13 protein-coding genes and 1 tRNA gene are annotated in these 14,665 nt (G+C 61.9%); 4 read left to right on the top strand and 10 right to left on the bottom strand.

Annotated features, from left to right (window positions below):
* Nucleotides 1-107: 107 nt before the first annotated feature.
* The gene (locus RCCGE510_RS21780; protein ID WP_007633569.1) at nucleotides 108-641 is read left to right on the top strand and encodes a GcrA family cell cycle regulator; all 534 of its coding nucleotides are present in this window, start codon (nucleotides 108-110) and stop codon (nucleotides 639-641) included.
* Nucleotides 642-894: 253 nt separating this feature from the next.
* Here the strand turns inward: RCCGE510_RS21780 and phoB are convergent, their stop codons facing one another.
* The 9 genes from phoB to phoR all read right to left on the bottom strand — a co-directional run bounded on the left by phoB (nucleotide 895) and on the right by phoR (nucleotide 10,825).
* A complete protein-coding gene (phoB, locus tag RCCGE510_RS21785) occupies nucleotides 895-1,578 on the bottom strand; it encodes a phosphate regulon transcriptional regulator PhoB (RefSeq protein ID WP_007633570.1) in 684 nt (227 codons plus the stop codon).
* 136 nt (nucleotides 1,579-1,714) lie between these two features.
* Nucleotides 1,715-2,428, bottom strand: coding sequence for a phosphate signaling complex protein PhoU (gene phoU / locus RCCGE510_RS21790; RefSeq protein ID WP_007633574.1), 714 nt, complete (start codon nucleotides 2,426-2,428; stop codon nucleotides 1,715-1,717).
* 44 nt (nucleotides 2,429-2,472) lie between these two features.
* Entirely contained in the window at nucleotides 2,473-3,288 is an 816-nt protein-coding gene (gene pstB, locus RCCGE510_RS21795) for a phosphate ABC transporter ATP-binding protein PstB (RefSeq protein ID WP_007633576.1), read from the bottom strand.
* Nucleotides 3,289-3,303: 15 nt separating this feature from the next.
* Complete coding sequence (pstA, locus tag RCCGE510_RS21800; protein WP_007633577.1) at nucleotides 3,304-4,623, bottom strand: phosphate ABC transporter permease PstA; 1,320 nt, start codon at nucleotides 4,621-4,623, stop codon at nucleotides 3,304-3,306.
* Entirely contained in the window at nucleotides 4,620-6,101 is a 1,482-nt protein-coding gene (pstC, locus tag RCCGE510_RS21805) for a phosphate ABC transporter permease subunit PstC (protein ID WP_007633578.1), read from the bottom strand. Before pstC ends, pstA begins: the two co-directional genes overlap by 4 nt.
* A gap of 136 nt (nucleotides 6,102-6,237) precedes the next feature.
* The gene (locus RCCGE510_RS21810) at nucleotides 6,238-7,272 is read right to left on the bottom strand and encodes a substrate-binding domain-containing protein (protein WP_007633579.1); all 1,035 of its coding nucleotides are present in this window, start codon (nucleotides 7,270-7,272) and stop codon (nucleotides 6,238-6,240) included.
* Between the two features lie 472 nt (nucleotides 7,273-7,744).
* Entirely contained in the window at nucleotides 7,745-8,146 is a 402-nt protein-coding gene (locus RCCGE510_RS21815; RefSeq protein ID WP_007632860.1) for an endonuclease domain-containing protein, read from the bottom strand.
* 71 nt (nucleotides 8,147-8,217) lie between these two features.
* Complete coding sequence (locus tag RCCGE510_RS21820) at nucleotides 8,218-9,396, bottom strand: integrase core domain-containing protein (protein ID WP_240539671.1); 1,179 nt, start codon at nucleotides 9,394-9,396, stop codon at nucleotides 8,218-8,220.
* A 172-nt stretch (nucleotides 9,397-9,568) separates the two neighbouring features.
* Entirely contained in the window at nucleotides 9,569-10,825 is a 1,257-nt protein-coding gene (phoR, locus tag RCCGE510_RS21825) for a phosphate regulon sensor histidine kinase PhoR (RefSeq protein WP_240539677.1), read from the bottom strand.
* Between the two features lie 205 nt (nucleotides 10,826-11,030).
* Here phoR and ppk2 point away from each other — a divergent pair, with 205 nt between their 5' ends.
* The gene (ppk2, locus tag RCCGE510_RS21830; protein ID WP_007633581.1) at nucleotides 11,031-11,912 is read left to right on the top strand and encodes a polyphosphate kinase 2; all 882 of its coding nucleotides are present in this window, start codon (nucleotides 11,031-11,033) and stop codon (nucleotides 11,910-11,912) included.
* 72 nt (nucleotides 11,913-11,984) lie between these two features.
* On the opposite strand, the gene RCCGE510_RS21835 is transcribed toward ppk2, so the two are convergent.
* Entirely contained in the window at nucleotides 11,985-13,184 is a 1,200-nt protein-coding gene (locus RCCGE510_RS21835) for a hypothetical protein (protein ID WP_007633582.1), read from the bottom strand.
* A gap of 286 nt (nucleotides 13,185-13,470) precedes the next feature.
* Here RCCGE510_RS21835 and RCCGE510_RS21840 point away from each other — a divergent pair, with 286 nt between their 5' ends.
* Both RCCGE510_RS21840 and RCCGE510_RS21845 read left to right on the top strand, forming a co-directional pair.
* Complete coding sequence (locus RCCGE510_RS21840; protein WP_007633583.1) at nucleotides 13,471-14,430, top strand: nitronate monooxygenase family protein; 960 nt, start codon at nucleotides 13,471-13,473, stop codon at nucleotides 14,428-14,430.
* A gap of 121 nt (nucleotides 14,431-14,551) precedes the next feature.
* Nucleotides 14,552-14,627: transfer RNA gene (locus RCCGE510_RS21845), tRNA-Thr, on the top strand.
* Nucleotides 14,628-14,665: the final 38 nt, after the last annotated feature.

Raw genomic sequence — 14,665 nt, forward strand, 5'->3', positions numbered from 1 at the left:
TGCGGCGGAACTAGTCACCAAAATTGATCAAGCGTTTCTTGTTTCGGAGCTTCCGAGGCAACGGTGAGGGATTCTGCCATCACCAACGCAGAAGGTGGAGACAGGGCATGAACTGGACAGACGAGCGGGTCGAGAAACTCACGAAGCTTTGGGCCGAAGGACTGAGCGCCAGCCAGATCGCGGCACAACTTGGCGGCGTCAGCAGAAACGCCGTTATCGGCAAGGTGCATCGGCTGAACCTTCCGGGCCGCGCCAAGGCCGGCGGCACGGCCAACGCGGCGCGAACGCCGAAACGCAATATATCGGCGCCGCGCGCGCCGAACTTCGCCTCTCGGATCACCACCCGCACCGTTACCCGCCAGCAGGGCGCAACGATGCTGAAGGAAGAGATCGAGATCGAAACGGTCGAGGAAACGACATACGTGCCGAGAGGCAACGTGGTCGTGCCGATCTCCCGCCGCCTCGGCCTAACGGAACTGACCGAACGCACCTGCAAGTGGCCGGTCGGCGATCCGCTGAAGGATGACTTCCACTTCTGCGGCTGCGAGTCCCCCGACAACTCGCCCTATTGCGGCTATCACCAGAAACTCGCCTATCAGCCGGTCAACGAACGCCGCCGGGCGGCGGCGCGGGCGAGCTGAGCGCGGGTAAGGTATTTCCGACATGCAAAAACGGGCTGGAAGGCCCGTTTTTTTGTGTGAGTGGGGTTGGGTGTGCCTGCCCCTCATCCGGCTGCCGCCACCTTCTCCCCGTAAACGGGGCGAAGGCGATATGCCGCGACGTCTCCGTCCCTCGCTAGCCCCTAGCGGGCACGTCCCCTCTCCCCGTTTCGCCCCGTTTACGGGGAGAGGGTTAGGGTGAGGGGCCGACGCGGGCACAAAAAATAGGAAACCCTCAGGCTTCCATCGAATAACCGGCGCCGCGGACGGTGCGGATGACGTCCTGCATGTTGGAGAAATTCAATGCCTTGCGCAGGCGGCCGACATGGACGTCGACGGTGCGCTCGTCGACGTAGATATCGTGGCCCCAGACGCCGTCGAGAAGCTGCGAGCGGGAGAAGACCCGGCTTGGCGACGACATCAGGAATTCCAGCAGGCGGAATTCGGTGGGGCCGAGGCGGACTTCGCGGCTTTTGCGATGGACACGATGGGTTTCACGGTCGAGCTCGATATCGCCGCATTTCAGCACCGTCGACAGCACCTCGGGACGGGCGCGGCGCAGCATCGCCTTGACGCGGGCAACGAGCTCGGGGGTCGAGAAAGGTTTGACGACGTAATCGTCGGCCCCGGTCGAAAGCCCGCGGACGCGCTCGCTCTCTTCGCCGCGCGCCGTCAGCATGATGATCGGCAGCCGTTCGGTTTCCGGCCGCATGCGCAGGCGCCGGCAGAGCTCGATGCCGGACACGCCGGGCAGCATCCAATCGAGGATGAGAAGGTCGGGCGTGCGTTCCTGAAGCCTGATTTCGGCTTCGTCGCCACGAAGGATGGTATCGACTTCGAAGCCTTCGGCTTCGAGATTGTAGCGAAGAAGCACGCTCAAGGCTTCCTCGTCTTCAACAACTGCAACTCTCGGGATCATGCCTGTCGGTCTCCTCGCGCATGTTCCTTAAACCGGGGTGATTCAAGAATGCATCCTGCGCAAATTCAGAAAGGTGGCTGCGACCTCTTTGCGCGCCCGAATGGGCGCGCGCGCAATCGGCTGGTATTATGGGCGGTTATTCCGTGACCGCGCCGACGGTGTTGGCGCTGTCGTCCTTCGGACGATCACCTTCCGGCTGTGCGCCGGTCGCCATGTAATAGATCGTCTCGGCGATGTTGGTGGCGTGGTCGCCGATGCGCTCGATGTTCTTGGCGCAGAAGAGCAGATGCGTGCAGCTGGTGATGTTGCGCGGATCTTCCATCATGTAGGTCAGCAGCTCGCGGAACAGCGAGGTGTACATCGCGTCGATCTCGTTGTCGCGTTCACGGATCGCATGGGCCTTGTCGGCGGCGCGCGTCGTGTAGACGTCGAGCACTTCCTTGAGCTGGACGAGCGCCAGTTCGGACAGATGCTCGAGGCCGCGGGCGAGCTTGCGCGGAACGCCGGTGCTCTGCACGGCGATGACGCGCTTGGCGGTGTTCTTGCCGAGGTCGCCGACGCGTTCGAGATCGGCGGCGATGCGGATCGAACCCATGATTTCGCGCAGGTCCGAGGCCATCGGCTGACGGCGGGCGATGGTGACGATCGCCTTGTCGCCGATTTCGCGCTCGGCGTGATCGAGGATCACATCGTCGGAGATGACCTTCTGGGCCAGTGCCGTATCGCCGTTGACCAGCGCCCGGACGGCCTCGGCAACCATCTGCTCGGCCAGGCCGCCCATTTCGGAAATCCGTCGGGACAGGAACTTCAAATCATCATCATAGGCAGAATAAATATGTGTCGATGCCATGGGGCTTTATCCTCGAATAACGGGAAGGCTTGGTGTCGCCAAAATCAACCGAAGCGACCCATGATGTAATCCTGGGTGCGCGGATCGTCGGGATTGGTGAACATCTTGTCGGTGTCGTTCTCCTCGACGAGGTTGCCGAGGTGGAACATGGCGGTGCGCTGCGAGACGCGCGCTGCCTGCTGCATGGAGTGGGTGACGATGACGATCGTGTAGTTCTCGCGCAGCTCGTGGATCAGTTCCTCGACCTTGGCGGTGGCGATCGGGTCGAGCGCCGAGCAGGGCTCGTCCATCAGGATGACTTCAGGGCTGACGGCGACGGCACGGGCAATGCAGAGACGCTGCTGCTGACCGCCGGACAGGCCGGTGCCGGATTCATGCACGCGATCCTTGACCTCGTTCCACAGGCCGGCGCGCTGCAGACTGGTCTCGACGATCTGGTCGAGATCGGCCTTCGACTTGGCCAGGCCATGGATGCGCGGGCCGTAGGAGACGTTTTCATAAATCGTCTTCGGGAACGGGTTCGGCTTCTGGAAGACCATGCCGACGCGGGCGCGAAGTTCGACGACGTCAATATCGGGATCGTAGATATCGTCGGTATCAAGCGTGATCTTGCCGGTGACCCGGCAGCCGTCGATCGTGTCGTTCATGCGGTTGAGGCTCCGCAGGAAGGTCGACTTGCCGCAGCCGGACGGGCCGATCAGCGCGGTTACGGTGTTTTCGCGGATGTTCAGGTTCACATCGAAAAGCGCGCGCTTCTCGCCGTAGTAAACCGAGACATCCTTGCCGATCATCTTATAAGGGACGTTGCTCATCTTCTGATCCAGCGCTTTTTCAACTGCAGCTTCCGTCAACATGTTCATGATCTTGTACTCCGTTTACCAGCGGCGCTCGAAGCGACGACGCAAGAGGATGGCGCCCATGTTCATGACGATCAGGAACAGGAGCAGGACGATGATGGCACCCGAAGTCCGCTCGACGAAGGCACGTTCGGCCTCGTTGGCCCACATATAGACCTGCACGGGCAGAGCCGTCGAGGGATCGAGCGGCGTGGTCGGCGCGTTGGCGACGAAGGCGACCATGCCGATCAGGAGCAGCGGCGCGGTTTCGCCGAGCGCGTGCGCCAGACCGATGATCGTGCCGGTGAGGATGCCGGGCATGGCGAGCGGCAGAACGTGGTGGAACACCATCTGCATCTTCGAAGCGCCGAGGCCGAGGGCTGCGGCGCGGATCGACGGCGGCACAGCGCGGAGCGCCGCACGGGTGGCGATGATGATCGTCGGCAGGGTCATCAGCGTCAGCACCAGGCCGCCGACCAGCGAAGCCGAACGCGGCAGGCCGACGAAGTTGATGAAGACGGAAAGGCCGAGCAGACCGTAGACGATCGAGGGCACGGCGGCGAGGTTGTTGATGTTGACCTCGATCAGATCGGTCAGCTTGTTCTTCGGCGCAAACTCCTCGAGATAGATCGAGGCGGCAACGCCGATCGGCAGCGCCAGCACCAGCACGATCAGCATCAGGTAGAGCGAGCCGATCAGGGCGACGCCAAGGCCTGCGGCTTCCGGGCGGCTGGAATTGCCGTTGACGAAGAGGCCGGTGTTGAACTGCTTGTGGAGAGCGCCGCTCGCCTTTAGCTCGTTCATCCAGCCCACCTGCTTGTCGTTGACCTTGCGGTTCTTCTCATCGACCGAAAGGTCGATCTGGCCTTTGTTGGCGCTGTCGACATTGGCATCCGCGAGCACCGTAACATTGACCGTCTTGCCGATGATCGACGGGTCGGCGACGACCATGTCGCGCAGCTGGACCGGCGCGCCCTTGGAGAGCATGGCGGATGCATCGCGCACATCAGGCTTGCTCGAGGCGTTGACGTTCAGCTGCTTGACGATCGCGTCGCGCAGGAGAACCGGATAGTTGGCGGCGATCAGCACCGAAGGATCGGTCGCACGCTTGTTGCCCGGGTCGATCGTCTTCTCGGAAAATTCGATCGGCAGGGTGATCGCCGTCTGCTGGAAGGCGGTGTAGCCTTTGCCGATCACCGTCCACAGCAGGATGAACAGGAAGACGAGGCCGAAGGAGATGGCGGCGATGCCATAGGCCTGGAACCGGCGTTCGGCGGCGTAGCGGCGCTTGATGCCGATATCGCGGCGCGTGGGCGCCTTAGAAACGGTTATCCCGGCGGGAGAAACAATATCCGTCATTCGTACTGCTCCCGGTATTTGCGCACGATGTAGAGCGCATAGATGTTGAGGCAAAGCGTGATGCAGAACAGCGTGATGCCAAGGGCAAAGGCAACCAGCGTCTGCGGCGAGGTGAACTCGAGGTCGCCGGTGAGCTGATTGACGATCTTGACGGTCACCGTCGTCATCGGCTCGAAGGGGTTGATCTGGATGCGGGCGGCAACACCGGCGGCCAGCACCACGATCATGGTTTCGCCGATGGCGCGCGAGGCAGTCATCAGAAGCGCGCCGACGATGCCCGGAAGGGCGGCCGGCAAGACCACTTTCTTGATGGTTTCGGAGCGGGTGGCGCCAAGACCGAGCGAACCGTCACGCAGCGTCCGCGGCACGGCAGTGATGATATCGTCCGACAGCGAGGAGACGTAGGGGATCAGCATGATGCCCATGACGATGCCGGCGGTCAGAACGCTCTGCGCCTGAATGAAGTTGGTGTAGTTGCCGGAGAGCAGGCCGCTGATCTGAGCGGAGAAATCGCGCAGGAACGGGCCGACGGTGACGAGCGCGAAGAAGCCGTAGACGATCGTCGGAATGCCGGCGAGCACTTCTAGCAGCGGCTTGGCGATCCCGCGCAGCTTCGGCGAGGCGTATTCGGCCATGTAGATCGCGGCAAAAAGGCCGACCGGGACGGCGACCAGCATGGCGACCATGCCGATATAAAGCGTACCGAGCAGCAGCGGGATCAGGCCGAACTGACCGAATGACGAGCTGCCGGCACCGGCAAAACGCGGATCCCAGACGGTGCCGAAGAAGAAGTCGGCGGCAGGAACGGCGGCAAAGAAGCGGGCAGCTTCCGACAGCATGGAGAACACGATTCCGATCGTCGTCAGGATGGCGATCGACGAGGCGAGCAGCAGGCCCCAGAGCATGACGCGCTCGACCCGATTACGGGCGCGGAAGCGCGGCGCGATGGCGCGCAGCGCATAGAAAGCGCCGGCAACGGCGAGAATGAAGACCACCACCGTCATGGCAAGGCGGCTCGTCATGCTCTCGGCGTTGAGCGTCTTGGCGGCATCGAGCATGTAAGGTAGCGGCTGGCCGGCAAGCGGCACACCCTTTTCGAGGAGCTTGGCCTGGAGTGCCGCCGGAGCGCCGGCGACCGCGGCGGTTTCATCGGCAGTCAGCATCGTCAGGCCGCGGGCGACCGTCGCCACCATGGAATAACCCAGATCCTGCTGGACTGCGGCTTGCGCCTTGACATCCTCAGGGAAGCTGCTGCGGACCGAGGACTGGATGATGCCGGGGCTGACCGAGAGCCAGACGCAGAGGACGAGGAGGGCCGGAAGAACCGCCCAGATCGCCGCATAGGCGCCGTAATAGGCCGGCCGTGAATGCAATGCGGAGGACCGGCCCCCGGCAAGTGCTGTGGCCCGGCTGCGCGCGACCAGATAGGCGGCGGCACCGATCACCACAAGGCACAGAAGTATGACGGATGTGCTCATTCGTTACGTCCCCAGGCCATAGCCCCAAAAAGCCCAATCATGCGGAATGAATTCAACCCTGCAGCGGAAATGCTGGCGCGTCAGGGTTCAAGGCAATGCCGGCGCGGGCCTTTCGAGCACCGCGCCGGCAAAGTCGTTACATAGCCTTGCCGGCTTCGACTTCCTTGCGGATCGCGTCGCGCTCGGCATCCGGAGCGGCAACCAAGCCGTATTCGACGAGCGGGCTGTCAGGGCCGATCATCTGGTCGGATACGAAGAAGTTGACGTATTCCTTCAGGCCCGGAACGGCGCCGAGATGTGCCTTCTTGACGTAGAAGAACAGCGGGCGGGAAACCGGGTAGGTGCCGTTGGCGATCGTTTCGGTCGACGGAACGATGCCGTTTACGCTGGCAACCTTGAGCTTGTCGGCGTTGTTTTCATAGAAGGAAAGGCCGAATACGCCGACGCCGGTCTTGTTGGCTGCGATGCGTGCCAGGGTTTCTGGATAGTCGCCGTCGATGTCGACAGCAGCGCCATCCTTGCGGACTGCGACGCAGGCTTTGCCCTGCGCAGCCTTGTCGGCGATTTCCTTGGCGATGACGTCGACAGCACCTGAAGCCTTGCAGCCGGCGGCGAGAACGTTCTGTTCGAAGACTTCGCGGGTGCCGTGCTTTTCGCCCGGGATATAGGCAGCGATATCAACAGCAGGAAGCTTCGGGTTAACTTCCGACCACTTCTTGTAAGGGTTGGCGACGAGCTTGCCGTCGACGACGACCTGGGCTGCGAGGGCCTTGTAGATGTCTGCGGGAACGTAGGCGACATCCGGGTTGGAAGCGTCGGTTGCGAAGACGATGCCGTCATAGCCGATCTTGACTTCCTGAATGTCCGTCACGCCGGCAGCCTTGCAGGCTTCGGCTTCGTTCTTGTTGATCGGACGCGAAGCGTTAGCAACGTCGATGGTGTCTTCGCCAACGCCCTTGCAGAATTCCTTCAGACCAGCGCCCGTGCCGCCGGATTCAACGACCGGCGTCTTGAAGTTGGTGAAGGTTTCGCCGAAGGACTCGGCAACGATCTTTGCGTAAGGCAGGACGGTGGACGAACCAGCAACCTGAATCTGGTCGCGGGCGACGGCAGCGCCAGCGAAAGCGGCGGTTGCAGCGAGCGCGGCAACGGTGAGCTTGAAGGTGTTCATTAGAAATCTCCCGCATTGGGCTTGTGTGAGTGCGGCCTTTAGAGAGGCCCTCGCAGTGCCTTTTTTCATCGGCGAGACTCTCTTAGCGCTGTAAGCACCGTCCTTTTATGTCAAATCGGTGAAACATTTGTGACAGGTTATGTCATTGATATTGAATGTGAATTTAAATCTTCCTCGAAGCGGATGTGTCAGCAAGGATCTGAATTTCGGCCGCACATCCACCTTGCATTGCAAACCTAGGCAGCACACCAATGAGTGAAGGCCCTTTGGATGCTCCTTGCATCTTTCATTGAGATCGTACCGCGTGAGCCCCTCATCCGCGCCGGCACCTTCTCCCCGCTTGCGGGGCGAAGGGGATATGCCGCGACCTCTGCGTCCCTCGCACACATCTCGTCGGGCACGTCCCCTCTCCCCGTTTCACGTCCCCTCTCCCCGTTCTTTACGGGGAGAGGGCTAGGGTGAGGGGCAGTCGCTATTCGCCCGCAGCCGGAAAGAACCGCAAATCCGTCGCCTCGACACGTTCGACCAGCCGTCCCTCGCAGATCGCAACGATCGTCTCCAGCACGGATGACAGCTCTCTCAGAACATCCACATTCCAAAAGCGAGCCACCGACCAGCCATTGCCGGTTATGAAGACATCCCGAACTGCGTCGCGTCGATTGCCTGCGTGTTGGCTGCCGTCGATTTCGATCACCAGCCGCATTTCACGGCAGGCGAAATCCGCAAAATAGGGACCGATCGGCAATTGCCGGACGAATTTATGTCCGTTGAGCCGCCGATCGCGCAGTTCATTCCATAGTTTGCCTTCCGCGTCGTTGTCCGACTGACGCAATGAGCGCGCCCGGGCGGTGGTTTTCGGCTTGCGGCCTCTCATTGACGTTGTTCCGTGTGTGAACGACCGGGTTGATAGTCGACACTTTGGACCGGGATGATACCTGACAGTTTTCATTCTGTCGTGTGTGCTGCTTCGGGCCTCATCGGCCTGGGCGGGCGCGGCGGAGCGAAGCGACGGAAGCGGCCGTCCGGGCCGATGAGGCCGATGTCGCGATTGCAGAAGCGCACGACGTGATCGCCGTTTTCCAGCTCGCTCAGTCCGACGAGTTCGCCGGCAAGGGCTTCGCTGACGAACAGCCGGCCTCCCTTCCATTTGATCTCGCCGCTGTCACGTACACGGCGCACCTGGTGGTCGGCATCATACCAGGGATCGTCGAGACGGTCAGGCATCGCACGCGGCTGGCTGGGCCGATAGAGGTCGGCGGGCGGGCGTTGGCCCAACGCTTCATGCGGGCGCTCCTCGTTGTAGTGCTGGCGGAAGGCATCGAAACGGACCTGCTGCTGGCCGGCATTGTCGGCCGGCGGTTTGGATGTCTGGGCCTTCAGAGTGCGATGCATGCGTTCGTGCCTGCCGTTCTCCTGGGGCGATGCCGGCGCGATGAAGTGCGCCTCGATGCCGAGCTTGATCCACCAGGTCGACAATCGGGTCAGGCCGCCGGCTCCATGGCTGCCGAAGGGCGAACCATTGTCACAGCGGATCGCAAACGGCAGGCCATGGGTGCGGAAGGCCTCTTCGAACACCGGCCGCACGCCCTCGATGGTCTGCGGAGCAATGCGCACATCGATCAGAAACCGGCTGTAGCTGTCGCTGATCGTCAGCGGATCGATGCGCTGCTGGTCGCGGGTGCGGAACCAGCCCTTGAAGTCCACGCTCCATTCATCATTGGCTTGCCTTGCCTCGCTGAACGGGCGACCCTGATCCAGGGCCCTGCGGCGGCGCCTGGAAGTCTCCACAAGACCTGCCTGTTTGAGGATGTCGCCGATCGTCGAGGCCGCCGGCCAAGATGTCTGCGCCGACTGGCGCTGCAACAAAGCCAAAAGCTTGCGCGGCCCCATATGCGGAAACCGCTGACGCAGCGCAATCACCTGATCGACAAGGGCTGCCGGCGTGCGATGCGGGCACGAAACCGTACCGTGCGAGCGGTCGACAAACCAGTCGTCCGCACCGCTCATCTGCCGCTTGCGCCAGGCGTAAAATGTCTCCCGGCTCACACCGTAACGACGGCAAAGATCACTCACACTCCAATGCCCCGAAACATAGTCCGACAGCATCCGAACACGTTCTTCCATGCGACAAGTCTCCACAAATGGCATCGGAAGCCCTCCCTCCGACGCACTATGACTTGTCAACCATCAACCCGGTTCATTCTGTCAGGGATCTGCCCGGGCTGTACCTGTGATTTGCCCCTCACCCTAACCCTCTCCCCGTTTTACGGGGAGAGGGGACAGGCAGCGCATCTGGTCAGAAGCGCACGGTAAAATCGGTGCCCTTGCCGACTTCTGACTTGACGATCAGTCGTGCCCGGTGGCGGGTGAGGATGTGTTTGACGATGGCAAGGCCGAGGCCGGTGCCTTTTTTCGAGCGGCTGTCCTCGATGCTGACGCGATAGAAACGCTCGGTCAGGCGCGGCACATGCTCGGCCGGAATGCCCGGCCCCTTGTCGACGATGCTGACTTCGACCGGCTGGCCAGCGCCCTTCTTCAGCCAGACATCGACGATCTCGCCCTCCTGGCCATATTTGCAGGCGTTTTCCATCAGGTTTTCGAAGACCTGGACGAGCTCGTCGCGGTCTCCCAGCACTTCGACTTTGCCGTCGGGCAGATGCAGGTTGATGTCGACGCCGACATCCCTTGCCAGCGGCACCAGCGCGTCTCTGACATGGCCGAGCAGCGGCACCAGGTCGATCTTCTCATCCGGGGCGATGTGCGATTTCAGCTCCAGGCGAGAGAGCGACAGCAGGTCGTCGACCAGCCGGCTCATGCGTGTCGTCTGATCGAACATGATAGCGAGGAACCGCGCCTGCGCCTTCAGATCATTCTTCGCCGGCCCCTGAATAGTCTCGATGAAGCCGCGCAGCGACGCCAGCGGCGTGCGCAGCTCATGGCTGGCATTGGCGACGAAATCCGACCGCATGCGGTCGATGCGGCGAACCTCAGAAATATCGCGGAAGGAGAGGATGAAATAACGCTCATGCGGCCCACCTTCGGCCGAAAATTCAATGGGGGCGCTGCGGACGATATAGACACGCTCGGAGGGCAGCCGCTCGGCATGTTCTATCTGGTTCGGCGCGTTGGTGGCGATGGTTTCGCGCACCATATCGAGCACGCCGGGCGACCGCATGCGGCCCGATATATGGGCGCCGAGCGCCACCTCGCCGAAGGCCTTTTCGGCAGCCCGGTTCTGGAAGAGCACCGAAGCATCGGCCGACAGCACCATGACCGGGATATCGAGGCCGGCGAGCGTGGCGGACACTTCCGGCAGGCGGCTTGGCAGCACCTCCGGCTTGATCTCGACCGGCTCGACCAGTTCTGCCTTGATATCGGGCGGCCCGTTGAAAAGCGCGGTGATGACCATGACAAGCAGGAGGATGAGCACCAGCCACTTGTTCATTCCGGCGGCAAGGGCGACGAGCGCGCAGAGGATCGTCGCCAGCAGCACCGGCCGTTCGCGCCGGATGCGCGCCGACAGGCTTTTTCTCCACGGAATTTCGTCTTGCAAGTGCCCTCGCGGCGTCGATTCGTTGTTGTTAATATTGAACTCTGCCTGATAGCGGCAATTCATGACAGAATTTTTCGACTGGCCTCTCCAATTCGAAAGCCCGCGGGCGAAACCCACAAAAAATACCGGCCGAACGCGAAAGATTTGATTTTCAACGGTAACTATGCTCGCCTGCAAGAAAGAAACGAACGCTGAGGAGGAGCATATGGCCGAGACCGCCGAAAACAGGGCCGTGGAGCTGGAGATCCGCGGCAAGAAGCGCAGCTTCGATGTCGACGATCCTATCCTGCCGGACTGGGTGGAGGAACACGCATTGGAATCCGGCGACTTTCCCCACAAGAAGAAGTTGAAGGAAGAGGACTATGTGGAGCAGCTGGAAAAGCTGCAGATAGAACTCGTCAAGGTGCAGTTCTGGCTGCAGGCGACCGGCAAGCGGGTGATGGCGCTATTCGAAGGGCGCGATGCGGCCGGCAAGGGCGGCGCGATCTCGGCCTCGTCGGAGAATATGAACCCACGCCTTGCGCGCGTCGTAGCGCTGACCAAGCCGACCGAGCGCGAACAGGGACAATGGTATTTCCAGCGTTATGTCGCGCAGTTTCCAACGGCTGGCGAATTCGTGCTGTTCGACCGCTCTTGGTACAACCGCGCCGGCGTCGAGCCGGTCATGGGTTTCTGTACGCCGCAGCAATATGAGGATTTTCTCAAGCAGGCGCCGCAGCTCGAAAAGATCATTGCCCATGAGGGCATCTTCTTCTTCAAATTCTATCTCGATATCGGCCGCGAAATGCAGCTGAAGCGCTTCCATGACCGCAGGCACGATCCGCTGAAAGTCTGGAAACTGTCGTCGATGGACATCGCGGCGCTGACGAAGTGGGGCGACTACAGCGAAAAGCGCGACCGGATGCTAAAGGAAACCCATACGGATTTCGCGCCCTGGACGGTGATCCGCGCCAATGACAAGCGGCGGACGCGCCTCGAACTGATCCGCCACATGCTGAACAGGATGGATTATGACGGCAAGGACAAAAAGGCGCTCGGCACGGTCGATGAGGAGATCATCGGCTCAGGGTCTGGATTCTTGAAATAGGGCTTTCTCACGGAGGTGGCTGGGGCTACCCGCTTCGCCGAGGCTGGCGCCACCGGCTTCGCCGGGGCTGAGTTATTGCCCCGGCAGGATGCGGATGGCGAAGAGGTTGATGCCGCGCGCCTTGCCGTCGAGATCGCTGTTGATCGTCAGCGTGCCCGGTGCATTCGGCGCCAGCGAGCGGTCGAATTTCACCTGCAGCAGCGCATCCGACTTTTCGCGGGTGACGTTGAAGCGATGGCGGGCGCAATTGCCGAGCGATTGGAAATTGCATTCGACGGTAACCTGCGTCGGCTCGTCGGTGGTGGATTGCAGCGTCAGCGCGATGGTCGAGGATTTGCCGGCAAGCTGCTGCAGCACCGAGGGGGGAACGCTGATCGAGATATTGCCGTCGGCTGCACCGCTCTCGGAAATCAGGCGGATGGCGGGGCCGTCATTCTCGGCAATCTTTTCGGTGCGCGCCCGCGGCCCGCTCTGGATCTTGTCGGCCTCCTCGGGCTTGAACAGCGGGATCCAATCGGCCGAAAAGCTGTTCTGCGGATCGATGGTCACCGGCTCGTCGGTGTGAGGGGCGGCATTGCCGGCGCCACTATCATTGCCGGTGAAATCCTCGGGCTGGGTGCTGGCCGGTGGATTGGCGACGCTGGTGTCGCGCTCGGCCGCCGTCTTAAGCAGGCCAGATGTATGCGCCCACCAGGCGCCGATGCCGATGAAGGCAAGCAGGACGCACCAGACGAGCAGCCTGGAAAAGAACTTGCGCGGCTTGCGGCGGCCCGCCGCCCGCTCCGGGCGGAAATCCATGGTGGTGGCGCGCTGGCCGCGGGCAAGCCGCTCCTCGCCGACGGGGGCGGCCGAGAGATGGTCGGCACTGCCGGCATGCACGTCGTCGAGGCTGAAATCGTCGCCGCGGCTATGAGCCACCTCGGGAGCGCGGGTATCACCCGACACAGCGGGGCTGTCGACGGGACCGTCGATATCGGCCACATCGGTCCGATGAACCGGCGGCGCCGGCATTTCCACCACAGGCGGCACGGGAACCTCCGGCGGCCGCTGGCGCGGGTGAAGGCGGTCGCGCTCCTCGCCCTCGATGGCGTGGATGGTGCTTTCCAGGCGATGGCGGTGATGGGCGACGACCTCGGTGTCGGTGATATCCTGCTTGCGCAGGCCGGCTTCAAGCGCCTGGCGGGCCGACTGATAGATCCTCGCTCGAACCTCCGGATTGTCGCGATCGGAATTTTCGAGTGCTGTTCTAATGGCCGTTTCTAATCCGCTCACATTCAGTCCTTCAGCTTGAACCCGGCATCGGACTGCAATCCCCGCCGTTCTCCATCAAAATTCGGTAGCGGCAAGCGCGGCAAACCGCAAGCCTTGCAGGCTCGGCTGCCGTTGATCGGCGGGATTATTGCCGGGTTTCACCGCTTATGGGCCTTATTTTATAAGCCATCTCAGACGTGTATATTCGGGCTGAAATCGACGAAGACATGGCAGCCGCTCTTTTATCGCGTTTTCTTCTCTGTTAAGAGATTGACGTTTTCGTAAACGTCAATGGAAGCGATGCGCCATGGCCCTGCCCCCGATCCTCAAAGACAAATTGAGACTGCCGGTCATCGGCTCGCCGCTGTTCATCATCTCGCATCCGGCGCTGACGCTGGCGCAATGCAAGGCTGGCGTCATCGGGGCGTTTCCGGCGCTGAATGCCCGGCCGGAAAGTCAGCTCGACGAATGGCTGGCTGAGATCACCGAAGAGCTTGCCCGCCACGACGCCGCCCATCCGGAAAGGCCGGCCGCCCCCTTTGCCGTCAATCAGATCGTCCATATGTCCAACAAGCGGCTGGAGCGCGATCTGTCGCTCTGCGTCAAATACAAGGTGCCGGTCGTCATCTCCTCGCTCGGTGCCGTGCCCGAGGTCAATGCGGCCGTGCATTCCTATGGCGGCATCGTGCTGCATGACATTATCAACAACCGCCACGCCCATTCGGCAATCCGCAAGGGCGCCAACGGGCTGATTGCGGTGGCAGCCGGGGCCGGCGGCCATGCCGGCACGCTGTCGCCCTTTGCGCTGATCCAGGAAATTCGCGAATGGTTCGACGGGCCGCTGCTGCTGGCCGGCGCGATCTCCACCGGCGGCGCCATCCTTGCCGCAGAAGCGATGGGCGCCGACATGGCCTATATCGGCTCGCCCTTCATCGCCAGCCGAGAGGCGCGCGCAGCCGAGGCCTACAAGCAGGCGATCGTCGACGGGGCAGCCAGCGATATCGTCTACTCCAACTATTTCACCGGCGTGCACGGCAACTATCTGAAGCCCTCGATCCTCGCCGCCGGCATGGACCCCGATAACCTGCCGCTTGCCGATGTCTCGAAGATGGATTTCGAGCAGGCGGTCGGCGGCGCCAAGGCCTGGAAGGACATCTGGGGCAGCGGCCAGGGCATCGGCGCCATCAAGGCCGTCGAGCCGGTGGCCAAACTCGTCGACCGGCTGGAGGCCGAATACAAGGCCGCCCGCGCCCGGCTTAGCCTCTGAACCGGCTCTCGCCGCCCCTGCCCTCTTTTTTGCCAAAGCCATGACAGGGTGCTTGAAATCTTCAGACAATGGCTGTATCAGCGCCATGCAAATCGCAGGCCGCATGCTTCGGCCGTGAGATGCCGCTTTAGCTCAGGTGGTAGAGCACATCATTCGTAATGATGGGGTCGCAGGTTCGAGTCCTGCAAGCGGCACCATTTTTCTCAATCGCCTGCAAACGACCTCCATTATAAGC

Source organism: Rhizobium sp. CCGE 510, assembly GCF_000292525.1.
Taxonomy (GTDB): domain Bacteria; phylum Pseudomonadota; class Alphaproteobacteria; order Rhizobiales; family Rhizobiaceae; genus Rhizobium.